This window comes from Pyxidicoccus sp. M15, assembly GCF_056858435.1.
Window position 1 is genome coordinate 5,828,010 of sequence record NZ_CM166495.1, and the last position, 25,353, is coordinate 5,853,362.

Annotated in this window: 3 protein-coding genes (1 of these 3 cut by a window edge); all 3 read left to right on the forward strand. The window is 74.4% G+C overall.

The window, feature by feature from the left end:
- Tightly spaced (each overlapping or abutting the next), the 3 genes in view from ACX9TP_RS22040 to ACX9TP_RS22050 form a layout consistent with a single transcriptional unit that may run on beyond the window.
- Positions 1–5,352 carry an amino acid adenylation domain-containing protein gene (locus tag ACX9TP_RS22040; RefSeq protein WP_482981693.1) on the forward strand — a complete coding sequence of 1,784 codons (5,352 nt, stop codon included), beginning with the start codon at positions 1–3 and terminating at the stop codon, positions 5,350–5,352.
- A complete protein-coding gene (locus tag ACX9TP_RS22045) occupies positions 5,345–16,765 on the forward strand; it encodes a MupA/Atu3671 family FMN-dependent luciferase-like monooxygenase (protein ID WP_482981694.1) in 11,421 nt (3,806 codons plus the stop codon). The genes ACX9TP_RS22040 and ACX9TP_RS22045 overlap by 8 nt, the downstream gene beginning before the upstream one ends.
- Positions 16,762–25,353 carry the start of a non-ribosomal peptide synthetase gene (locus tag ACX9TP_RS22050; RefSeq protein ID WP_482981695.1) on the forward strand. Its footprint extends 12,795 nt past the window's final position, so the window shows 8,592 of its 21,387 coding nt (coding positions 1–8,592); the start codon lies at positions 16,762–16,764; its stop codon lies beyond the right edge, outside the window. The genes ACX9TP_RS22045 and ACX9TP_RS22050 overlap by 4 nt, the downstream gene beginning before the upstream one ends.

Below are 25,353 nucleotides of genomic sequence, written 5' to 3' on the forward strand. Positions count from 1 at the left end.
ATGCACCTGCCGACGCGCGCCGACCCCGCCTCCGAATTCGTCTGTCCCCAGGACCTGACCTTCGTGGACCTCTGCCGCGCCCGTGCATCGGCGCAGGGCGGGCAGAACGTTTTCACCTTCCTGGATGAGGAAGGGGAGCACACCGTCACCTACGCGGAGCTGGACGCGGGCGCGCGGGCGGTGGCGGCGCTGCTGCGGCGGCACCTGGCACCAGGCGACCGGGCGCTGCTCCTGTACCCGCCCGGCCGTGAGTACGTGCTCGGCTTCCTGGGGTGCCTGTACGCGGGGGTGGTGGCGGTGCCCGCGTACCCGCCGGACCCGATGCGGCTGGGGCGCACGCTGCCCCGGCTCCAGGCGCTGGTGGCGGACTGCGGCGCGCGGGTGGCGCTCACCACGTCCGGAATCCTGGCGATGGTGGAGCCGCTTACAGAGGACGCGCCGGACCTGCGCGCGCTGCGCTGGCTGGCCACGGACTCGGTGCCGGCGGAGGAGGCGGAGGCGTGGCGGCCGGTGGAGCTCCACGGCGACGCGGTGGCGTTCCTCCAGTACACGTCGGGCTCCACGGGGACGCCGCGCGGCGTGGTGCTGCGGCACCGGCACCTGCTGCACAACTCGGGGCTCATCGCGCGCGGCTTCGACGCGGCCCCGAATCCGGTGGGCGTCATCTGGCTGCCGCCGTACCACGACATGGGGCTGATTGGCGGCATCCTCCAGCCGCTGTTCCGCGACATCCCCACCGTGCTGCTGCCGCCGCTGTTCTTCCTGCAGCAGCCCATGCGGTGGCTGGAGGCGGTGTCGCGCTTCGGTGGCACGGTGAGCGGCGGGCCCAACTTCGCGTTCGATTTGTGCGTGCGCAAGAGCACGCCCGAGGAGCGGGCCGCGCTGGACCTGAGCCGCTGGGAGGTGGCGTTCTGCGGCGCGGAGCCGGTGCGCGAGGAGACGCTGGAGCGCTTCGCCCAGGCCTTCGCGCCCGCGGGCTTCCGGCGCGAGGCCTTCTACCCCTGCTACGGACTGGCGGAGGGGACGCTCATCGTCACCGGTGGCCGGCGCGCGGAGCCGCCGGTGGTGCGGCGCTTCGCTCGCGAGGGGCTGCGGCACGGCGAGGCGCGGGCCCCGGTGGATGGCGAGGTGGAGGCGGTGCTGGTGGGCTGCGGCGAGGCGCTGGGCGGGCAGGAGCTGCGCGTGGTGGACCCGGAAACGGGGGTGCCGTCCGCACCGGGGCGGGTGGGAGAAATCTGGGTGCGCGGCCCCAGCGTGGCGGATGGGTACTGGCAGCGGCCGGAGGAGACGGCGCGCACGTTCCACGGGCGGCTGGCGGGCTCGGGTGACGGGCCGTACCTGCGCACCGGCGACCTGGGCGTCGTCGAAGGCGGCGAGGTCTTCGTCACCGGGCGGCTGAAGGACGTGCTGGTGCTGCGCGGGCGGAACCACTACCCGCAGGACCTGGAGCTGTCCGTGGAACGCTGCCACCCGGGCCTGCGCCCCGGCTGCGGCGCTGCGTTCTCCGTGGAGGTGGGCGGGGAGGAGCGGCTCACGCTGGTGCAGGAGGTCTCCGCGAAGGCGGCGGGGGACGTGGACACGGTGCTCACGCGCATCCGCGCGGCGCTGGCCGAGGAGCATGGCGTGGCCGCGCACGCGGTGGTGCTCATCTCCGCGGGCGCGCTGCCCAAGACGTCCAGCGGCAAGGTGCAGCGGCGCGCGTGCCGCGAGGCGTTCCTGGCCGGCACGCTGGACGTGGTGCGGGAGTGGCGCGAGGGACAGGTGGAGGGCACGGCCGGGATGGAGGCGCGGGACGCGCACCAGGCCCCCGGGGTGTCCGAGGCGGGGCAGGGCGAGGTGCTCCCGTGGCTCGTGTCGCGCGTGTCCGGGCTGCTCGGCGTGGACGCGCGCTCGCTGGACGTGGATGCGCCGCTCACCCATTTCGGACTCGACTCGCTGCGCGCGCTGGAGGTGCTGCACGCGGTGGAGGAGGGGTGGCGCGTGTCGCTGCCGCCCGCGCTGCTGCTCCAGGGACCGAGCCTGCGCGAAGTCACGGCCTGGGTGGAGCAGCGGCGCGGTGACGCTTCCGGGCGTCCGGAGGCGGTGCCGTCCACTCCCGCGAGTGGCGCCACGTACGTGTCCGATGGTCAGCGCGCGCTGTGGTTCCTCCAGCGCATGGCGCCCGGGAGCACGGCGTACCACGTGGCCCGCGCGCTGCGCTTCACCGCGCCCGTGGATGCAGCGGTGCTCGGGCGCGTGTTCTCCGCGCTCGTCGCGCGCCACCCGGCCCTGGCCTGCGCGTTCCCCGAGGAGCGCGGGGAGCCCGTGCTGCGGCCCTCGGCTTCCGTGCCGTCGCTGGAACTGGAGGACGCGTCCGCGTCGACGGTGGAGGCCCTTCGCGAGCGGCTCGACGCCGAGGCATACCGGCCCTTCGACCTGGAGCACGGGCCGCTCGTCCGCGTGCGCCTGTTCACCGGTGCGCCGGGCGGGTCCGTGTTGTTGTTCGTGCTGCACCACCTGGTCACCGACTTCTGGTCGCTGGAGGTGCTGGCCGAGGAGCTGGGCGCGCTCTACACCGCCGAGGTCCACGGCACACCCGCCGCGCTGCTCCCGCCTCCGCCGCCCGCACCGGCCATCCTCCAGGCCCAGGAGCCGCGCTACACGGGGCCCGCCGGTGACGCGCTCCAGGCCTGGTGGCGCGAGCGGCTGGGCGGCGAGCTGCCCGCGCTGGAGCTGCCCACGTCGCGGCCCCGTCCCCGGCTGCAGTCCTTCCGGGGCGCCACGGTGTCGTTCCGCGTGGAGCCCCCGACGGCCGCGCGCCTGAAGGCCCTGGCGCACGCGCATGGCGCCACGCCGTTCATGACGCTGCTGGCGGGGTACGTCGCCTTCCTGCGCCGCTACACCGGGCAGGAGGACGTCATCGTCGGCACGCCCACCGCGGGCCGGACTCGCGCGGACCTGTCGCGGCAGGTGGGCTACTTCGTCAACCCCGTGGCCCTGCGCGCCCGCCTGCCCCGTGCGCTGTCCTTCTCCGGGCTGCTGGCGCAGGTGCGCGGTACCGTGCTGGAGGCGCTGGAGCACCAGGAGCTGCCCTTCGCCCGGCTCGTCGAGCGGCTCCAACCCCGGAGAGATCCGTCCCGCGCGCCCGTCTTCCAGGCGATGTTCGCGTTGCAGTCCGGCCGGCCCGGGCGCGAGGCGCTGGGCGCGTTCGCCCTCGGAGAGCCGGGGGCGCGGGCCCGCCTGGGCGCGCTGGAGCTGGAGTCCTTCCCGCTGGGTCACCGCGCCTCGGCCTTCGACCTCACGCTGATGATGGCGGAGGTGGACGGCGGCTTCTCGGCCAGCCTGGAGTACTGCGCGGACCTCTTCGACGCGGACGCCGCCGCGCGCATGGCCCGTCACCTGCGCGTGCTGCTGGAGGCGGCGTCCTCCGCACCCGACGCCCCGCTGGTGGACCTGCCGCTGCTGGATGCGGACGAGCGACGCGGACTGCTGGACCTGGGGCGTCGTACGGAGGCCCCGAAGCAGGCTGTCGGCACGGAGCTGCACGCGCTCTTCGAGGCCTGGGCGGCGCGGACTCCCGACGCCGTGGCGCTCGTGGCCGGCGCCACCCGGTGGACGTACCGCGAGGTGGATGCGTGGGCCGGCCGGCTCGCGGCCCGGCTGCGGCGGCATGGTGTGGGGCCCGAGGTGCGCGTCGGCACGTTGCTGGAGCGGGGTGGGCCGGAGTCGGTGGTGGCCTTCCTCGCCGTGCTCAAGGCAGGCGGAACGGTGGTTCCCTTCGAGCCCACGCACCCTCCCGAGCGCGTGGCGTGGACGCTCGCGGACGCGGGGGCGCGGGTGCTGCTGGCCCATGGGCGGCTCGCGCAGCGGCTGGCCCTCCCGGAGGGCGTGCGAGCCCTGCGCTGGGAAGAACACGGCGCTCCGGGCCAGGCCGCCGAGGAGTCCGTCGTTTCGGGCTCCTCGGTGCCGTCGCCGGACTGCGCGGCCTACGTCATCTACACCTCGGGCAGCACGGGGCGGCCCAAGGGCGTGGTGGTGACGCACCGGGGCGCGGTGCACTTCGCCGAGTCCATTGCCGCGGTCCTCTCCTTCGGCCCGGGCGCGCGCGTGCTCCAGTTCTCCTCACCGTCCTTCGATGCCTCGGTGGCGGAGTACGTCCAGTCCCTCACCACCGGCGGTGAGCTGCACCTGCCTCCGCCGGGGGAGCTGCTCGCTGGCGAGGTGCTGCACCGCGTGCTCAAGGAGCAGCGCATCACCGCGGTGACGCTGCCGCCGTCCGTCTCCACGCTGCTGCCGGAGGCGCCGCTCCCGGACCTGGCGGTGCTCATGACCGCGGGCGAGGCCTGCCCGGCGGACCTCGTGACGCGCTTCGCGAATGGCCGGGCGCTCGTCAACGCGTATGGCCCCACCGAAATCACGGTGTGCGCCACCTGGGGGCGCTGCCCGCCGGAAGAGGCGGGCCCGCCGCCCATCGGCCGGCCGCTGCCGCACATCGACGCGTATGTGCTGGACGAGGCGCTGCGGCCGGTGCCCATGGGTGTGGCGGGAGAGCTGTACATCGGCGGACCCTCCGTGGCGCGCGGCTACCTGGGCCGGCCGGACCTCACCGCCGAGCGCTTCGTGCCGGACCCGTACGGTGGCGAGCCCGGCGCGCGGCTGTACCGCTCGGGCGACGTGGTGCGCTGGCGCGCGGACGGACGGCTCGACTTCGTGGGCCGCGTGGACGCGCAGGTGAAGCTGCGCGGCTTCCGCATCGAGCCGGGGGAGGTGGAGGTCGCCCTGCGCGAGCTTGCCGGCATGCGGCAGGCGCATGTCACCGTGTGGCGGCCTCCCTCGGGAGGAGAGCCCCGGCTGGTGGCGTACGTGGTGCCCGCCTCCGCGGAGCCGCTCGCGCCGGGCGAGGTGAAGTCCCTGCTGCGCGCGCGGCTGCCCGAGCACCTGGTGCCCGCGGACATCCTCCCGCTCGCCGCGCTGCCGCTGCTGGCCAGCGGCAAGGTGGACGCGCGCGCGCTGCCTCCTCCCGCGAGGGCCGCGGCGCCGGATGGCGCGCCCCGCACGCCGCTGGAGGAGTCCATCGCCCGCGCGTGGGCCGAGGCGCTGGGCCACCCGTCCGTCGGCGTGCACGCGCACTTCTTCGACGACCTGGGCGGCAGCTCGCTGGCGGCGGTGCGGGCGTGCTCGCGGCTGCGCGAGTCGCTCGGCCGGGACGTCCCCATCACCCACTTCTTCGAACATCCCACCGTCCACGCGCTCGCCCGGAGGCTGTCCGCCGAGGCGAAGCCCGAGACGGAGGGCGTCAAGCACCAGGAGCGCGCGGAGGCCCGCAGGCAGGTCCTCCAGCGGCGCGGAAGGAACACCCGAGGCCATGACTGAACAGGACGCGACGACAGGCGTTGGTGGCAATGACATCGCTATCATCGGCATGGCCGGGCGCTTTCCCGGTGCCGCCGACGTGCGCGCCTTCTGGCGCAACCTGTGCGAGGGCGTGGAGTCCATCTCCCGCCTGAAGCCGGAGGCGATGGAGGCCTCGCCGGTGGTGCCCGAGTCCGTGCGCAAGCACCCGGACTTCGTGCCCGCGGCGTCGGTGCTGGAGGAGGGCGAGTCCTTCGACGCCGGCTTCTTCGACGTGCCGCCGCGCGAGGCGAAGTGGATGGACCCGCAGCAGCGCGTCTTCCTGGAGTGCGCATGGGCCGCGCTCGAGGACGCGGCGTATGACCCGGAGCGCTACGCGGGGAAGATTTCCCTCTACGCGGGCGCGGGGCCGTCGCTGCACACGCTGTCGCTGCTGGGGCAGGGGAAGCTGGACCCGGCCTCGCTCTTCGAGCTGCTGGGCACCACGGGTGAGAACCTCGCCACGAAGGCGTCCTTCAAGCTGAAGCTGCGCGGCGAGAGCCTGGCCGTCTACACCGCGTGCTCCACGGGCCTGGTGGCCGTGCACATGGCCTGCCAGAGCCTGCTGTTGCGCCAGTCGGACATGGCCATCGCCGGAGCGGCGCGCGTGTCGCTGCCGCAGCGCACGGGCTACCTCTTCCAGGACGGGATGATTCTCTCCCCGGACGGACACTGCCGGGCCTTCGACGCGAAGGCGGCGGGCACGGTGCCGGGCAACGGCGTGACGGCGGTGGTGCTCAAGCCGCTGGAGGACGCGCTGCGGGACGGGGACCATGTGTACGCGGTCATCCGCGGCTCCGCGCTGAACAACGACGGTGGCCTGAAGGTGGGCTACACGGCGCCGAGCGTGGAGGGGCAGGCGGACGTCATCGGCGAGGCGCTGGCGTACGCGGGGCTGGAGGCGGGCGACATCGGCTACGTGGAGGCGCACGGCACCGGCACCGCGCTGGGCGACCCGATTGAAGTCGCGGCCCTCACGCGGGCGTACCGGCGGCAGACGGACCGGAAGGGCTACTGCGGCCTGGGCTCGGTGAAGACGAACATCGGCCACCTGGACACGGCGGCGGGCCTGGCCGGACTGATGAAGGCGGCGCTCGCGCTGCACCATGAAGAGCTGCCGCCCAGCCTCAACTTCGAGCGGCCCAACCCGGCCATCGACTTCGCGAACAGCCCCTTCTTCGTCGTGAACTCGCGGCGGCCGTGGCCGCGCGGGGACGTGCCCCGGCGCGCGGGCGTCAGCTCGTTCGGCATCGGCGGCACCAACGCGCACGCGGTGCTGGAGGAGGCGCCGCTGCCTCCGCCGCCCGCGCCGAGCGCCCGCCCCACGCAGGTGGTGACGCTGTCCGCCCGCACGGCGGGAGCGCTGGCCGCGACGGCGAGCCAGCTGGCGGACTGGCTGGAGTCCGCGCCCTCCGACGTGGCGCTGGCGGACGTGGCCTTCACGCGCAACGCGGGGCGCCGCGGCTTCGGGCACCGGCGCGCGGTGGTGGCGAAGGACCGGCAGGACTTGCTGGCGAAGCTGCGGGCTCCGGGCAAGGCGCAGGTGCTGGAGGACGTGGCGGCGGCGCGCGAGCGGCGCGTGGCCTTCCTCCTGCCGGGGCAGGGCGCGCAGTCGGTGGGCATGGGGCGTGAGCTGTACGCGGCGGAGCCGGCGTACCGCGAGGCGCTGGATGCGTGCCTGACGGGGCTGGGGCCGCAGCTGGAGACGGCGCTGCGCGGCGTGCTGCTGCCCGCGCCGGGAGCGGAGGCGGCCGCGCGCGACACGCTGGCGGACCCGCGCTTCGCGCTGCCGGCGCTGTTCTCCGTGGAGTACGCGCTGGCCCGGCTCTGGGAGGCGTATGGCGTGAAGCCGTACGCGCTGCTGGGGCACAGCTTCGGTGAGTACACGGCGGCGTGCCTGGCGGGGGTGATGCCGCTGGAGGACGCGCTGGCGCTGGTGACGGCGCGCGGGCGGCTGATGGCGCGGCTGCCCGCGGGGAGCATGACGGCGGTGGGCGCGGCGGAGGAGGTGGTGCGTCCGCTGCTGTCGGGTGGGCTGGCGTTGGCCTCGGTGAACGGGCCGGAGCGGTGCGTGGTGTCCGGGCCCACGCCGGAGGTGGAGGCGCTGGAGCGCGAGCTGACGTCGCGGGGCCTCGGCGTGCTGCGGCTTCCGGCGGGGCACGCGTTCCACTCGGCGGACGTGGAGCCGCTGATGGACGAGCTGAAGCGCGTGGTGTCGGGGCTGCGGCTGTCCGCGCCCCAGCTGCCGTACGTGTCGAGCGTCACCGGCACGTGGATTCGCGCGGAGGAGGCGACGGACCCGGCGTACTGGGCGCGGCAGATGCGGGCGCCGGTGCGCTTCGGTGACGGGCTGGAGGCCCTGAAGGCCGACGGCTGCACCGTGTTCCTGGAGGTGGGGCCGGACCAGGCGCTCACCGCGCTGGCGCGGCTGGGCCTGCGCGGGCACGCGGGGCGGGCGGTGGCTTCGCTGCCTCGCGCGGGAGCGAAGGCGTCGGAGCACGCGGCGCTGAGCGAGGCGCTGGGTGCGCTGTGGGAGCAGGGCCTGGAGGTGCGCTGGCAGGACGTCTACGCGCACGAGCAGCGCCGGCGGTTGTCGCTGCCGACGTACCCCTTCGAGCGCCAGCCCTTCGGGGTGGAGGTGCCGGCGGCGATTCCGGCCTCGGCCGTCGCGACGGCGCAGGCGACGACGCTCATCCAGGCGGAGCAGCAGAGCGCTCCCGCGCCCGTGGCGGAGCTGCCGGCGGACAAGGCCGGGCCGCGCACGGACGTGGAGCGCAAGGTGCTGGACATCTGGCGCGAGCGGCTGGGGCGCACGGACTTCGGCATCCACGACGACTTCCTGGAGCTGGGCGGCAACTCGCTGATGGCGGCGCAGATGCTGACGCGCCTGCGCGAGGCCTTCCCCGTCCAGCTCCCGCTGAGTGACTTGTTCGAGGCCCCCACCGTGGCGGGCGTGGCGGCGCGCATCCAGGCGCGGCTGGGCACGGGGGCGGAGAGCGCGGAGGCGGCGCTGCCGCCCCTGGTGCGCGTCCCCCGTGACGGCGCGCTGCCGCTGTCCGTGGTGCAGGAGCGCGTCGTCGCGCTGGAGCAGGCGGTGCCGGGCAACCCGGCGCTGAACATGTCCATGGTGCTGCGGATGAGCGGCACGCTGGATGTGGCGGTGCTGGAGCGGAGCCTGGAGGCGATGACCCGGCGCCATGAGGCGCTGCGCACGTCGTACCCCCGGGTGGAGGGGCGCACGGTGGTCCGCATCGCCCCGGAGCTGAAGCTGCCGCTGACGGCGGAGCAGGTGGCGGGTGCAACACCGGAGGCGCGCGAGGCGGAGTGGCGCAGGCTGGTGCACGCGGAGACGGCGCGGCCGCTCGACATCGAGCGCGGCCCCGTGGTGCGCGCGCGGCTGCTGCGGCTGGCCCCGGACGAGCACCTGCTCGCCGTCACGGTGCACCACGTGGTGTGTGACACGTGGTCGCTCGTGGTGCTCGGGCGGGAGCTGGGAACGCTCTACGGCGCCTTCCAGCAGGGCCAGCCGTCGCCCCTGCCGGAGCTGGCGGTGCAGTACGCGGACTATGCGGCGTGGCAGCGGAAGGCGCTGGAGGTGGGCGCGTTCTCCTCGCAGGCCGCCGCGTGGCGCGAGCGGCTGGTGTCGCTGCCGGGCGCGCTGGACCTGCCGGTGGACCGCCCTCGCCCGGAAGGGCCCGCGCTGGGCGGCGCTCGCCGCAACGTGGGCTTCTCTCCGGAGATGACCCGCGCGGTGCATGCGCTGGCGCAGCGCGAGGGCGTCACGCCGTTCATGGTGATGCTGGCGTCCTGGAAGGCACTGCTGGCGCGCTGGTCCGGCCGCGATGACCTGGTGGTGGGCACGCCCATCGGCAACCGGAGCCGCCCGGAGCTGGAGCCGGTCATCGGCTACGTGGCGCACGCGGTGCCGCTGCGCACGGACCTGTCCGGCGACCCGAGCTTCCGCGAGCTGCTCGGGCGCGTGCGGGACGTGATGCTGGAGGCGTACGCCCACCCGGACGTGCCCTACGAGCACCTGGTGAAGGAAATCGAGCCCGCGAAGGACACGGGCCGCGAGCGCGTCTTCGACTCGCTGTTCATCCTCCACAACCGCTTCGAGCCGCACCTGGAGCTGCCGGGCCTGCGGATGAGCCTGATGGAGGTCCAGGACGGACCGGCGCAGTTCGGCGCCGTGCTGTCGTCCCTCTCCATCTCCATGGGTGAGGGCGACGAGGGCTTCTCCGGCACGCTGGACTACGCCGTGGAGCGCTTCGAGCCCGCGACGATGGAGCGGCTGGTGGCGCACTGGGATGCGCTGCTCGCCGCCGCGGTGGCGGACCCGGAGCAGCGTCTGTCCGCGCTGCCGCTGGCCCCGGTGCAGGCCGCTTCGCTGCCGGAGTCCAGGGACACGCGCGCGCCGGTGGCCGCCGTGTCCCTGCTGGAGGCGCGGGCCGCGCAGGAGTCGCGCGCCGTGGCGCTCACGGTGGGCGAGCGGAGCGTCACCTGGGGCGAGCTGCGCGAGAAGGCGCGGCGGCTCGCGGCGGTGCTGGTGGCCCGCGACGTGGGGCCCGAGGTGCTGGTGGCCGTGTGCCTGGAGCCCTCCGTGGAGCGCGTGGTGGCGCTCTGGGCGGTGCTGGAGGCCGGCGGCGCGTACGTGCTGCTGTCGGTGCCGCAGCTTCGCGAGCTGTCCTCGCTCGCGCCCGATGGCGGCCCGGCGCCCCTGCTGCTCACCCACGAGCGTGTGCGGACGAGCGTGACGCTGGAGGCCGCCCGCGTGCTGCACGTGGACACGCTGCTCGCGGAAGGGAAGGGCACGGACGCGCTGGCTCGGGCTTCACTCCCGCCGGGGAGCGGGGCCGCGGGCGCGGCGCGTCCCCTGGAGGCCCTGTCGGAGTCGATGCTCCGGGCCTCCCGCGCGGAGGCGCTCACGCGGAGCCGTCCGGCGAACGTGGTGGCGGAGACGATGGTGTGCCTGGAGCCACGGGTCGGCCCGTCGGGAGACCGGCTCCGCGCCATCCACACGCACCGGACGGTGGCGGACTTCTTCCACCACCTGGACGCGGCGGGCCCCGCGGCGGAAGGCGCGTGGCTCGCGGCGGAGGAGACGCACTCGCCGGGCTCGGGCCTGGAGCTGCTGTGGGCCCTCACCCGGGGCCTGCGCGTGGTGCTGCCCGAGGAGCGGGCGCGCTTCAGCCTGGTGTCGGCGGGCGCGGGGGCCGCGCGCCGGGGGCCGGACTTCAGCCTGTCGTTCTTCGCCAACGACGAGGACTCGCTCGGCGGGCGCAAGTACCGGCTGCTGCTGGAGGCGGCGAAGTTCGCGGACGCGAATGGCTTCTCCGCGGTGTGGACGCCGGAGCGGCACTTCCATGCCTTCGGCGGCCTGTACCCGAGGCCGGCGGTGGTGGGCGCGGGCGTGGCCACGGTGACGGAGCGCGTGGGCATCCGCGCCGGCAGCGTGGTGCTCCCGCTGCATGACCCCGTCCTCGTGGCGGAGGAGTGGGCCGTCCTGGACAACCTGTCCGACGGCCGCGTGGGTGTGTCCTTCGCCTCGGGCTGGCACGCCAACGACTTCGTCTTCGCGCCGGACCGGTACGCGCGCCGCAAGGAGGTCATGCTCCGCGGCGTCGAGGAGGTGCGGGCGCTGTGGCGCGGAGGCACGGTGCGCCGCCGCAACGGCGCGGGCGACGAGGTGGAGCTGTCCCTCCGCCCGCGTCCCGTCCAGAAGGAGCTGCCCGTCTGGCTCACCGCCGCGGGCAGCCCGGAGACGTTCCGCCTCGCGGGCGAGCTGGGCGCGTACGTGCTCACCAACCTGATGGGCCAGCACCTGGAGGAGTTGGCCGCGAAGGTGGCGCTGTACCGCGAGGCCTGGCGTCAGCACGGGCACGCGGGCCGGGGGCACGTGAGCCTGATGATGCACACGTACCTGGGTGCGGACCCGGCCGGGGTGCGCGAGCGCGTGCGCCAGCCGCTCCTCAACTACTTCCGCAGCTCGCTGGACATCCTCGCGGGCTTCATCGCCAGCCAGGGGCTGAAGATCGACCCGCGCTCGCTGACGCCCGCGGACGTGGATGCGCTGCTGGAGCACGGACTGGAGCGCTACCTGGAGGACGGCGGCCTCTTCGGTACTCCGGACTCCTGCGGGCCCGTGGTGGAGCGCGTGCGCGGGCTCGACGTGGATGAGGTGGCCTGCCTCGTGGACTTCGGCGTGGAGGTGGATGCGACGCTCGAAGGGCTGCGGCACCTGGATGCGCTGCGCAACCGGTATGCACCGGAGCCGGGAGCCCCGGTGCCCGGCGCGACGCTCCAGGAGGGGCCCGGTGCCGCGGAGGCGATGCTGTCGCTGCTGCGCGAGGCGGGCATCAGCCACCTGCACTGCACGGTGGCGCAGGCCCGCGCGCTGTCGGAAGTGCCCGGAGCCGCCGGAGTCCTCCGCCGCGTGCTGCTGGAGGGCGCGACGCCGGAGGACGCGGCCTCGCTGGCCCGCTCGCTGGGCGCGGAGGTCGTGCGTCACGATGTGGGGCTCGGCGCGTGGCTCGCCTCCGGGAATGGAAGCTCTGTTCCGTTCGAGGTCGTCGACGTGCGGGGCCGGCCGGTGCCCGCGGGCGTGGTGGGTGAGCTGGCCCTGGCGGGCGCGGGTGTCCCTCGCGGCTTCTGGAACGCGCCGGGCACCGCGTCGCTTCGCGTCGTCCAGGCCACGGAAGCAGGGGAGCGCAGGCTGATGACGGGCCGCCGCGCGCGGCGCCGCGGCGACGGTTCGCTGGAGCTGCTGGCCGCCGTGCCCGCGCCGGCACGCCGTCCGAAGCCGCCGAAGGTCGCGGCGACGCCCGGGGCCGCGAAGAAGACGGAAGGGCCTCCGCCCATCCCGCGTGTCCCGCGCAACGGACCGCTGCCGCTGTCCTTCGCGCAGCAGCGGCTCTGGTACCTGGACCACCTGGAGCCGGGGAACGTGGCCTACAACAACGCCGTCACGCTGGTGATGAGCGGCACGTTGGATGTGGCCTCGCTGGAGCGCGCCCTCAACGAGGTGGTGCGCCGGCACGAAATCCTCCGGACCACGTTCGCCATGGCGGACTCGGGCTCGGTGCAGCTCATCGCGCCGTCGCTGGAGGTGCCCATCGTCCTGGCCGTGGCGGAAGGCGCGGGCGAGGACGAAGTCACGGCCTGGGCGAAGGGGGAAGCACGCCGCCCGTTCGACCTCCAGGCCGGCCCGCTGATGCGCGCGGCGCTGCTGCGCGTCAGCGGCACCGAGCACGTGCTGCTGCTCGTGCTGCACCACATCGTCTCGGACGGCTGGTCCGCGGGCGTGATGATGCACGAGCTGGCACGGCTGTACGCGGCCTTCATGGAGGGCCAGCCGTCGCCGCTGCCCGCGCTGCCCGTGCAGTACGCGGACTACTCCGTCTGGCAGCAGGAGTGGATGCGCGGCCCCGAGCTGAAGGCCGAGCAGGACTGGTGGCGGGACGTGCTGTCCGACGTGCCCGTGCTGCGCCTGCCCACGGACCGGCCCCGGCCTCCGGTGCAGACGTACCCCGGCGCGCGGCTGCCCGTCACCGTGCCGAAGCGGCTGGCGGAGTCGCTGGCCGCGGTGGGCCGGCGCGAGGGCGCCACGCCCTTCATGGTGCTGATGGCGGCGTGGCAGTCCCTGCTGCACGCGTACTCCGGCCAGGAGGACTTCGCGGTGGGCACCCCGGTGGCCGGCCGCAACCGCCCCGAGGTGGAGCCGCTCATCGGCTGCTTCATCAACTCCATCGCCCTGCGCGCGGACCTGTCCGGTGACCCGACGTTCGTCGAGATGCTCGGCCGGGTGCGCCGCGCCGCGCTGGGCGGCTTCGCGCACCAGGAGGTGCCCTTCGAGAAGCTGGTGGACGCGCTCCACGTGGCCCGCGACTTGAGCCACACGCCCATCTTCCAGACGATGCTGGTGCTGCACAACACGCCCGCGCCCGAGATGTCCCTGGCCGGCGTGCACATCCGCAGCCGCGTCGTCCCCACGGGCGCCACCAAGCTGGACCTCACGCTGGAGCTGGTGGAGTCGAAGGAGGGGTTGGCGGGCGCCATCGAGTACAACACCGACCTCTTCGACGCGGACACCATCTCCCGGCTGTCGGAGCACCTGCTCCGCCTGCTGGAGTCCGTGGCCTCCGCGCCCGAGCAGCGGCTGTCGCGGCTGTCGCTCCTGTCCGAGGCCGAGCTGCAACGCCTGCTGGTGGAGTGGAACCCGCCCGCGGCCCACGAGTCCTCCGGTGCGGACACGGTGCCCGCGCGCTTCGCGGCGCAGGCGGCGCGCACGCCGGACGCGGTGGCGGTGGAGGACGGCACCCGGCGGCTCACCTACCGTGAGGTGGACGTGCTGTCCGCGCGGCTCGCGCGGCACCTGCATGGCCTGGGCGTGGGGCCGGATGCCGTCGTGGCGCTCGCGCTGGTGCAGCCCGCGGACGTGGTGGCGGGAATGCTCGGCGTCATGCGCGCGGGGGCTGCGGCGGTGGTGCTCGACGTGGAGCACCCGGCCGAGCGGCTCTCCGGCATCCTCGAGGACACGCGGGCGCGCGCCGTCGTCACGTCCAGGGCATGGGCCGCGCGAGTGCCCGCGCGCGAGGGCACGGCGGTGGTGTCGCTGGAGTCCCTGCCCGAGGCCCCTGGCGCGGAGCTGCCCGGGCCCGAGGCGCACCATGCGGCATGCATCGTCTACACGTCCGGCTCCACGGGCCGGCCGCGGGGCGTGGTGCTGGAGCACCGGCAGCTCGTGTCCGCGACGCGGGCCCGGCACGTGGTGTACGGCGTGCCCGGCGTCGTCCTGTCGCTGGCGCCGTTCACCTTCGACGCGTCGCTGGCGGGCCTGTTCTGGTCCCTCTTCGAGGGCGGCACGCTGCGCTACCCGGACGTGGAGGAGCGCGAGGACCCGCGCAAGCTCGCGGAGCTGATGGCGAAGGCGGGCGTCACGCACCTCATCTCCGTGCCGGCGCTCTACGGGCAGGTGCTCGCGGCGGCGCCGCCGGGCGGACTGTCCGGCCTGCGCGCGGTGAGCGTGGGCGGTGAGGCGTGCCCGCTGGAGCTGGCCCGCGCGCACCACGAGGCGCTGCCCACGGTGGCGCTGTTCAACGAGTACGGCCCCACCGAGGCCACCATCTGGAGCACCGTGCACCGCGTGCGTCAGGACGAGCAGGGCAGCGTGCCCATTGGCCGGGCGGTGCCCGGGGCCCGCGTGTACCTGCTGGATGCGCGGCGCCGGCTGATGCCTCCCGGCGCGCCGGGCGAGCTGTACGTGGGTGGAACCGGTGTGGCGCGGGGCTACCTGGGCCAGCCGGCGCTCACCGCCGAGCGCTTCGTGGCGGACGCCTTCGACGGGCGTCCCGGCGCGAGGATGTACCGCACGGGAGACCTGGCGCGCTGGCGGACGGACGGGACGCTGGAGTTCCTGGGCCGCTCCGACACGCAGGTGAAGGTGCGGGGCTTCCGCATCGAGCCGGGCGAGGTGGAGGCCGCGCTGCTCGCGAGCCCCGCGGTGAAGGAGGCCGCGGTGGTGGCGAGGGAGGACGGCAAGGGGCCGAAGCGGCTCGTCGCCTACGTCGTCCCCGCGACGGAGGGGAGCACCGAGGCGCTGACCGCCACGGAGCTGAAGGCCTGGCTGCTGTCCCGGCTGCCGCCGTACATGGTGCCCGCCGTGTACGTGACGCTGGCCGCCCTGCCGCGCACGCGTCACGGCAAGGTGGACACGCGCGCACTGCCCGCGCCCGACGCGGGCTCGGCGGAGGCCCGCGGCGCTCCCGCCGTGGCGCCGCGCACGGAGGTGGAGGAGAAGCTCGTGGCCCTCTGGCGCGAGGTGCTCCACCTGGAGCGCGTCGGCATCCACGATGACTTCTTCGAGCTGGGCGGTGACTCCATCCTCGGCCTGCAGATCATCACCCGCGCCCGCGCGGCCGGCATCGAGCTGTCCCCCAAGCAGCTCTTCCAGAACCCCACGGTGGCGCGGCTCGCCACCGTCGCGGGGACCCGGCTCGCCGTGCAGGCCGAGCAGGGGCCGGTGGTGGGGCCGGTGGCCCTCACGCCGATTCAGCGCTGGTTCTTCGAGCTGGGGCTGGAGGCGCCGCAATTCTGGAACATGTCGCTGCTGCTCGACGTGAAGACGGCGCTGGACGCGGCGCTGCTGGAGCGGGCGCTGGCGCACGTCCTGGAGCACCACGACGCGCTCCGCCTGCGCTTCGCTCGCGCGGAGGATGGCTGGCACCAGGCGTCCGTGGCTCCGGGCGAGCCGGTGACGGTGGAGCACGCGCGGCTGGAGCAGGCGGAAGCGCTGCAGGCGTCGCTGCGACTGGATGGCCCGCTTCTGAAGGCGGCGCTGCTGGAGTCGGACGCGGGGCGGCCGGCGCGGCTGATGCTGGCGGTGCACCACCTGGTGGTGGACGCGGTGTCGTGGCGCATCCTGCTGGAGGACCTGGCGGCGGTGTACGTGCAGCTCGCGTCGGGCGCGGCGGTGCGGCTGCCGCCGAAGACGACGTCCTTCCAGGTGTGGGCGCGCGGGCTGGAGTCGCTGGCGCGCTCGGAGAAGCTGGCGGCGGAGCGCGCGTGGTGGATGGAGCGGCCGTGGGGCGAGGTGGCGCGGCTGCCTCGGGACTTCTCCGGAGGCGTCAACACCGAGGCCACCACGGGCACGGTGCGCGTGACGCTGGACGCGGAGGAGACGAAGGCCCTGCTGCACGACGTGCCGAAGGCCTGGCACACGCAGCCGCAGGACCCGCTGCTCACCGCGCTCGCGCAGGCGCTTGCCGCCTGGACGGGGAAGAGCACGGCGCTGGTGGACGTGGAGGGCCATGGCCGTGAGGAGGTGCTCCCGGGCGTGGACGTCTCCCGCACGGTGGGCTGGTTCACGCGCTTCTTCCCGGCGCTCCTGGACCTGCGCGGCACGCAGGGGCCCGGTGAGGCGCTGCGCGCGGTGAAGGAAGGGCTGCGCGCGGTGCCGTCGCAGGGCATGGGCTGGGGCCTGCTGAAGTACGTGGCGAAGGACGTGTCGCTGGCGGCGCTCCCGGAGGCGGAGGTCGGCTTCAACCACCTGGGACAGGTGGATGGAGCCGTGGACGCGGGGGCGCCCTTCGCGCTCGCGCCGGAAGGAGAGTCGCTGCGGCAGCGGGCCCCGAGCTCGCGCCGCCCGTACGCGCTCGACGTGACGAGCGCGGTGCGTGACGGCCGGCTCGAGGTGCTGTGGACGTTCAGTGAGGCGCTGCACCGTCGCGAGACGGTGGTGGCCGTGGCGGAGGACTTCCTCGCCCGGCTCAAGGCCCTGGTGGTGGCGTCGCGGGCGCCGGATGCGGGAGGCCACTCTCCGTCCGACTTCCCGCTGGCCAAGGTGAAACAGGCGCAGTTGGACAAGCTGTCCGCCCGCTTCGGGAAGAAGACGCGATGAGTGACAACCTCGAGGACCTGTACCCGCTGTCGCCCCTGCAGGGCGGCATGCTCTTCCACGCGCTCGCGGAGCCCGGCCAGGGGCTGTACTTCAACCAATTGGTCTGCGAGCTGCGCGGGCGGTTGGACCTGGGGGCCTTCACGCGCGCGTGGCAGGGCGCGGTGGCGGCGCACCCGGTGCTGCGCACGGCCCTCGTCTGGGACGACGTGGACGAGCCCGTCCAGGTGGTGCTGCGCGAGGTGGACCTGCCGCTGCGCGTGGAGGACTGGCGCGACCTGGCCCCCGAGTCCCGGGAGGCCCGGCTGACGGCCTTCCTGGAGCAGGACCGGCGTGAAGGCTTCGACCTGTCCCGCGCGCCGCTGGTGCGGCTGACGCTGCTGCGCACCGCGGACGACGCGCACCGGCTGGTGTTCAGCCACTCGCACCTGGTGCTGGACGGCTGGTCCGTGCCGCTGGTGCTGCGCGACGTCTTCGCGCTGTACGAGGGCGCGCTCGCGGGCCGTACGCCGAGGCTCGCGTCGCCACGCCCGTATGGGGACTACATCGGCTGGCTGGCGGAGCACGAGCTGTCCGTGTCGGAGGCCTTCTGGCGCCGCGAGCTGGCGGGCTTCCACGAGCCCACCGCCACGGGAGCGGGGCAGGGCGAGGGGCCGGGCCGCGCGACGCGAGTGATGCACCTGCCGGCCGACACCACGGCGGCGCTGAATGCCTTCGCGCGCCGGCACGGGCTCACCGCGCACACGCTGGTGCAGGGCGCGTGGGCCATGGTGCTGGGCCACCTGTCCGGCACCGAGGACGTCGTCTTCGGCACCACCGTCTCCGGGCGTCCGCCGGACCTGGCGGGCGTGGAGGACATGGTCGGCCTGTTCATCAACACCCAGCCGGTGCGCGTGCGCCTGTCGCCGGACACCCCGTGGGTGGCGTGGCTGCGCCGCATTCAAGAGGTGCAGGTGGAGGCGCGCCAGCACGAGCACGCGCCACTGGTGAAGGTGCAGCGCTGGAGCGACGTGCCCGCGGGCACGGCCCTCTTCGACACGCTGGTCGTCTTCGAGAACTACCCGCTGGACGCCGCGCTCACCTCCGCCTCGCGCGCGCTGGAGGTGCGCGACGTGCGGGCGATGGAGGCGGACCACCACGCCCTCACGCTCATCTCCTCCAACGGCGCGCGGCTGCCGCTGCACCTGCGCTATGACCGCACGCGCTTCACCGAGGCGTTCGCGGACGCGCAGCTGGAGCGCCTGCGCCGCGTGCTGGAGGCGATGGCCGCGCGCCCCGAGGGCCGCCTGGGCGAGCTGCCCCTGCTGTCCGACGCCGAGCGCCACCAGCTCCTCGTCGCGTGGAATGACACGCGCACGGACTTCCCCACCGAAGTCACCATCCACGGCCTCTTCGAGGCCCAGGTGGAGCGCACGCCGGACGCGGTGGCCGTGCGCATGGACGACACGCGGCTCACCTTCCGTGAGCTGGACGCGCGCGCCAACCAGCTCGCGCACCACCTGCGCGGCCTGGGTGTGCGACGTGGGACGCTGGTGGGCCTGTGCTTCCGCCGCTCGCCGGACATGGTGGTGGCGCTGTGGGCCGTGCTGAAGGCGGGCGGGGCGTACGTGCCCATCGACCCGGCCTGGCCCGCGTCGCGCCTGTCGTTCCTCCTGGAGGACACGGGCGTGCCGGTGCTCCTCACCGAGGACGCGCTGGCGGATGCGCTGCCCGTGTCCTCGCAGTTCCTCGTGTGCCTGGACTCCGAGTGGGCCCGCACCGCCGGCCGCGAGCCCGTCACGCCGCCGGAGCCGCTGGCCACCGCGGACGACCTCGCGTACCTCATCTACACCTCCGGCAGCACGGGGCGCCCCAAGGGCGTCATGGTGGAGCACCGCGGCGCGGTGAACTACCTGTGCTGGGCCATCCGTGCCTACGGCATCGCCGAGGGCAGCGGGTCTCCGGTCCACTCGCCGCTGTCGTTCGACCTGACGGTGACGAGCCTCCTCGCGCCGCTGATTGCCGGCCGGCCCGTGGTGCTGGTGTCGGAGGAAGCGGGCGTGGAGGGCCTGGGCGAGGCGCTGCGCGCGGGCAACCACTTCAGCCTGGTGAAGCTCACGCCCACGCACCTGCGCATGCTGGCGCAACAGCTGCGCCCCGAGGAGGCCGCCGGCCGCACGCGCGCCTTCGTCATCGGAGGCGAGGCGCTGACGGCCGAGGGCGTGGCCTTCTGGCGCGAGCACGCGCCGGAGACGCGGCTCATCAACGAGTATGGCCCCACCGAGACGGTGGTGGGCTGCTGCGTGTACACGGTGAGCGCCACGGACCCGGCGAGCGGTCCGCTGGCCATCGGCCGGCCCATCGCCAACACGCGCCTGTACGTGCTGGACGCGCACCTGCGGCCGGTGCCCGTGGGTGTGCCGGGAGAGCTGTTCATCGGCGGCGCGGGCGTGGCGCGCGGCTACTGGCGCCGGCCGGAATTGACGGCGGAGCGCTTCGTGCCGGATGCCTTCGGCGATGAGCCCGGGGCGCGGCTGTACCGCACCGGAGACCGCGTGCGCTGGCGCGCGGACGGACGGCTGGAGTACCTGGGCCGCACCGACTTCCAGGTGAAGGTGCGCGGCTATCGCATCGAGCTGGGCGAAATCGAGTCTGCGCTGCGGGCGCATCCCTCGGTGGGTGACGCGGTGGCGGTGGTGCGGGACGACGGTCCCTCGGGCGCACGGCTCGTGGCGTATGTCGAGCCGCGGGACGAGGGCGCCGCGAAGCCGGACCCCGTGCTCCTCAAGGCCTGGCTGTCCGAACGGCTGCCCGAGTACATGGTGCCCGCGGCCATCGTCGCGCTGGAGGCGCTGCCGCTGTCGTCCAACGGCAAGGTGGACCGTCGCGCGCTGCCGGCACCCGAGCGCGCGGTGGAGGTGGCGGAGACGTGGGTGGGGCCCCGGGACGCGCGCGAGGAAGCGCTCGCGGCCATCTGGGCGCAGGTGCTCGGGCGCGAGCGCGTGGGCATCCACGACGACTTCTTCGAGCTGGGCGGCGACTCCATCCTCGGCATCCAGATCATCTCCCGCGCCGCGCAGGCCGGGCTGCACCTCACCGCGAAGCAGCTCTTCGACTTCCCGACAGTGGCGCGACTGGCGGCGGTGGCCGCCGAGGCGCCCGCCGTCGCGGCGGAGCAGGGGCCGGTGACGGGGCCGGTGGAGCCCACTCCCATCCAGCGCTGGTTCTTCGAGCGCGAGCTGGCGGAGCCGCACCACTTCAACCAGGCCCTGCGCTTCACCCTGCGCGAGCGTGTGGCGCCGGAGCACATGGAGCGCGCGCTCCAGCACCTGCGCGAGCACCATGACACCCTGCGCCTGCGCTTCACGCGAGACGGGCAGGGCCCGTGGCGGCAGGAGCTGGCCGGCGTGGAGGGGACGTTGCCCCTCGCGCGGGTGGACCTCTCAGGGCTGGCGCCGGATGCGCGCCGCGCGGCCTTGGAGTCCCACGCCATGCGGGCCCAGACGGGGATGGACCTGGCCACGGGCGACATCGCGCGCGCCGTGCTGTTCGACCAGGGGCCGGATGCACCGCAGGAGTTGCTGCTCGTCATCCACCACCTCGCGGTGGACGCCGTCTCGTGGCGCGTGCTGTTGGAGGACCTGCTGACCGCGTACCGGCAGCTCCGGATGGATGAGTCCGTGAGGTTGCCGCCCAAGACGCTGTCCTATGCGGCCTGGGCGTCGAAGCTGGTGGAGCACGCCCGCACGCCGACCGCGCGTGAGGAGGCGTCCTTCTGGCTCGGGCTCCCCTGGGAGCGGGTGGGCCGGCTGCCCCTGGACGTGCAGGGCGGCGTCCCCAACACCGAGGGCGCGGCGGGGCTCGTGGAAGTCTCGCTGGAGCCCTCCGAGACGCAGGCGCTCCTGCAGGACGTGGCGAAGGCGTGCCGCGCGAGGCCGGACGAGCTGCTGCTGGGCACCCTGGCCCACGTGCTGCGCCGGTGGACGGGCGCGCCGTGCGTGCGCGTGGAGCTGGAGGGACACGGCCGCGAGGAGCTGTTCGAGGGTGCGGACCTGTCGCGCACGGTGGGCTGGTTCACCAGCATCTACCCCGTGCTGCTGGAGGATGCGGGGGAGGAGCCCGGCGCGTGGCTGCGCTCGGCGAAGGAGGCGCTGCGGCGCATTCCGGGCAAGGGCGTGGGCTACGGCGTGCTGCGCTACCTGTCGCCGGATCGCGAGCTGCGGGAGCGGCTGCGTGCGCTGCCACCGCCGGAGGTGGGCTTCAACTACCTGGGGCAGCTCGACACCGTGTTGCCCCCGACGGCGCCGCTCGCACTGTCGGACGGGCCCGTGGGCCCCACGCGTGCGGCGGACGGGAAGCGGGCGCACCTGCTCGACGTGGACTGCGCCGTCACCGGAGGGAGGCTGCGGCTGATGCTCACGTACGGCTCGGGCCTCCACCGGCGCGAGACGGTGGAGCGGCTGGCTTCTGAGCTGCGCGCGGCGCTGCGCGAGCTGATTGCACACGGCACGTCGGAGGACCCGCGCGGACTGGCGCCCTCGGACTTCCCGCTGGCGGGGCTGGGGCAGGGCGCGCTGGATGCGCTCGCGGACCGGCTGGCCGCGAAGGGCGGGCGCCTGCGCGACGTGGAGGACCTCTACCCGCTGTCGCCGCTGCAGCAGGGCATCCTCTTCCACCACCTGCAGGAGGACGTGGCGCAGCCGTACTTCAACCAGATCACCTTCGAGCTGGAGGGCGCGCTCGACGTCGAGGCCTTCATCCAGGGGTGGCGGCAGGCAACCACGCAGCACCCCATCCTCCGCACCGCCTTCTTCTGGGAAGGCCTGGACGCGCCGCTCCAGGCGGTGATGCGCGAGGTGGAGCCTCCGGTGAGCGTGGAGGACTGGCGCACGGTGCCCGCGAATGAGCGCGAGGCGCGGCTGGCCGCCTTCTTCGCGGAGGACCGGCGGCGCGGCGTGGTGCTGTCGCGCGCGCCGCTGTTCCGGCTCACGCTGCTGCGCACCGGCGAGCGGGTGTGGCGCGTGGTGTTCAGCCTCTCGCACATCCTGCTGGACGGGTGGTCTGTCCCGCTGGTGATGCGCGACGTGCTCACGCGCTACGAGGCGGTACGGCGCGGGCTGACGCTCCCCCGGCGGGACGTGCGCCCCTACCGGGACTTCATCGCCTGGCTGGCTCGGCAGGACCTGGGCGCCGCGCGCGACTTCTGGCGCAAGTCGCTGGCGGGCTTCACCGAGCCCACGCGGGTGGACCTGGGCGGCACGCCCCGAGAGGGCGGCCGGCGAGAGCTGCAGCTCCGCCTGGGCATGGACGACACGGCGACGGTGGGCGCCTTCGCGCGGCAGCACGGCCTGACGCCAGGCACGCTGGTGCAGGCGGCGTGGGCGCTGTTGCTCGGGCGCTACAGCGGCAATGACGACGTGGTCTTCGGCGTGACGGTCTCCGGGCGTCCCGCGGCGCTGTCCGGCGTCGAGGGCATGGTGGGCATGTTCATCAACGCCATCCCCGTGCGCGTGCGGCTGTCGCCGTCCCAGCCGGTGGGGGCCTGGCTGAAGGCGTTCCAGGCGTGGCTGCTGGAGGCGCGGCAGCACGAGCTGGCGCCGCTGGTGGAGGTGCGCCGCTGGAGCGACGTGCCCCCGGGCCAGCCGCTGTTCGAGAGCCTGGTCATCTTCGAGAACTACCCGGTGGACGCCGCGCTGAACGCGCCGTCGGACGAGCTGGCCGTGCGCGACGCGCGCTCGCTGGAGGTGGACCACCATCCGCTGACGCTGACGGCGATGCCGGGCCGCGAGCTGCTGCTCCAGCTGGCCTACGACTCCGGCCGCTTCGACGCGGCGGCCATCCAGCAGATGATGGCGCACCTGCGCAACCTGCTGGTGGGGCTCGCCGGTGATGCGGCCCGGCCCGTGGCGGAGCTGCCCATGCTCTCCGAGGAAGAGCGGCGGCGGGTGCTCGTGGAATGGAACGTCCCTTCCACCGACTTCCCGGCGGCGCCCATCCACCGGCTCTTCGAGGCGCAGGTGGCGCGGACGCCGGAGGCGGTGGCCCTGTGCTTCGGGGACGCGCGGCTCACCTATGCGCAGCTCGACGCGCGAGCCAACCGCCTGGCGCGGCACCTGCGTGGGCTCGGCGTGGGGCCTGACTCGCGCGTGGCCGTGCACCTGGAGCGCTCGCTGGAGCTGGGCGTGGCCCTGCTGGGCGTGCTCAAGGCGGGAGGCGCCTACGTGCCCCTGGACCCGGCGTATCCGCACGAGCGCCTGGCGTACATGCTGGAGGACTCCGGGGCCCGGGTGCGGGTGACGGAGTCGCGGCACGCGCAAGCGCTCGCGCGCGACGGCGTGGCGGTGGTGTGCCTGGACACGGACGAAGCGCGGCTCGCGGCCCTGGAGGGCGGGGTGTTGCCCGGCGGCGCGGAGGCGGAGAGCCTCGCGTATGCCATCTACACGTCCGGCAGCACCGGCCGTCCCAAGGGCGTGATGGTGCCGCACCGCACGGTGGCCAACTTCTTCACGGCCATGGACGCGCGGCTGGGCGTGCCCGAGCACGGGGTATGGCTCGCGGTGACGAGCATGTCCTTCGACATCTCGGTGCTGGAGCTGCTGTGGACGCTGGCGCGTGGCTTCCAGGTGGTGGTGCAGGGCGACACGGGGACGCGCACGTGGTTCGCGGAGTCCCTGCGGCGCCACGGGGTGACGCACTTCCAGTGCACGCCGTCGATGGCGCGCGCGCTGAGCCAGGAGCCCGAGTCCGCGAAGGCGCTGGGCCAGCTGCGCCAGCTCCTCGTGGGTGGCGAGGCGCTGCCGCCGGAGCTGGCCCGGACGCTCCGTGAGCGCGTGCCGGCGCTGCACAACATGTACGGCCCGACGGAGACCACCATCTGGTCCTCGACGCACCCGGTGGACGAGGTGACGGGCCCGGTGCCGCTGGGCACGCCCATCGCGAACACGTCGCTGTACGTGCTCGACGAAGGGCTGCGGCCGGTGCCCGTGGGCGTGGCGGGCGAGCTGTTCATCGCGGGTGAGGGCGTGGTGCGTGGCTACCTCGGCCGTCCGGAGCTGACGGCGGAGCGCTTCCTGCCGGACGCCTACGGCGCACGTCCCGGTGGCCGCATGTACCGCACCGGGGACAAGGCCCGCTGGCGCGCGGACGGCACGGTGGAGTTCCTCGGGCGCGTGGACTTCCAGGTGAAGGTGCGCGGCTTCCGCATCGAGCTGGGGGAGATTGCGTCCGTGCTGGCGCGGCACCCGTCCGTGCGCGAGTCCGTCGTGGTGGCGCGGGAGGACGTGTCCGGGGACGTGAGGCTGGTGGCGTACGTCGTCCCCACATCGCCGTCGCTCGCGGTGGAGGCGCTGCGGGCCCATGTCCAGGAGCACCTGCCCGGGTACATGGTGCCGTCGGCCTTCGTGGCGCTGGCGTCGCTGCCCCTGACGCCCAATGGCAAGGTGGACCGCAAGGCCCTGCCCGCGCCGGACCTGGGAAGCGCGGCACGCGAAGGCTACGTGGCCCCCCGCACCGCCACCGAGCAGGCCCTGGCGGGCCTCTTCGCGGAGGTGCTGGGCCTGGAGCGCGTGGGCCTGCGTGGCCACTTCTTCGAGCTGGGCGGGCACTCGCTGCTCGCCACACAGCTCGTGTCGCGCGTGCGCTCCACCTTCGACGTGGAGCTGCCGCTGCGAGCCCTCTTCGAAGCGCCGAGGCTCGCGGAGCTCGCCGCGAGGATTGACGCGTCCCGGCCGGGGGACGGCGCTCCCGCCATCGTCCCCGTGCCGCGCATGGGCGCGCTGCCGCTGTCCTTCGCGCAGCAGCGGCTGTGGTTCATCGACCAGCTGGAGCCCGGCACCGCCACCTACAACCTGCCTGCCTTCGTCCGGCTGGAGGGCGCGCTGGACGCGGACGTCCTGAGCCGGGGCCTGCGCGAGCTGGTGGCTCGCCACGAGGCGCTGCGCACCACCTTCGTCGTGGACGCCGCGGGCCGGCCCGTGCAGTACGTCACGTCCGACGTCCGGCTCCCGCTGGAGCACGTGGACCTGAGCGGCCTGACGCCGGAAGAGGGAAGGGCGGAGACCCGCCGGCGCCTGGAGGCGGAGGCGCGCAAGCCCTTCGACCTCGCCGCAGGTCCGCTCGTGCGCGCGCTGCTGCTGAAGCTGGCCGAGCAGGAGCATGTGCTCGTCCTGAACCTGCACCACATCGTCGCCGACGGCTGGTCCCTGGGCGTGCTGGTGCGCGAGGTGGCCGCGCTGTACGAGGCCCTTTCCGCGGGTCGGCCCTCTCCGCTCCCTCCGCTGTCCATCCAGTACGCGGACTACGCCGTCTGGCAGCACCAGTGGTTGGACGGCGCGGTGCTCGACGCGCAGCTCGCCTGGTGGCGGGAGCAGCTCGCGGGCGTCTCCCCGCTGGCGCTGCCCACGGACAGGCCGCGCCCCCCGGTGCGGACCTTCCACGGCGCGCAGGTGCCGGTGGCCCTGCCTCGCGCGGTGGCCGAGCGGCTGGAGGCCCTCTGCCAGCGCGAGGGCGTGACGCCCTTCATGCTGCTGCTGGCCACGTGGCAGGTGCTGCTCTCCCGCTACTCGGGACAGGAGGACGTCAGCGTCGGCTCGCCCATCGCGGGGCGCCAGCGG

What these genes read in the sequence shown, in the direction of transcription:
- ACX9TP_RS22040 (WP_482981693.1), top strand. Translation starts at nt 1, where the DNA reads ATGCACCTGCCGACGCGCGCCGACCCCGCCTCCGAATTCGTCTGTCCC.
- ACX9TP_RS22045 (WP_482981694.1), top strand. Translation starts at nt 5,345, where the DNA reads ATGACTGAACAGGACGCGACGACAGGCGTTGGTGGCAATGACATCGCT.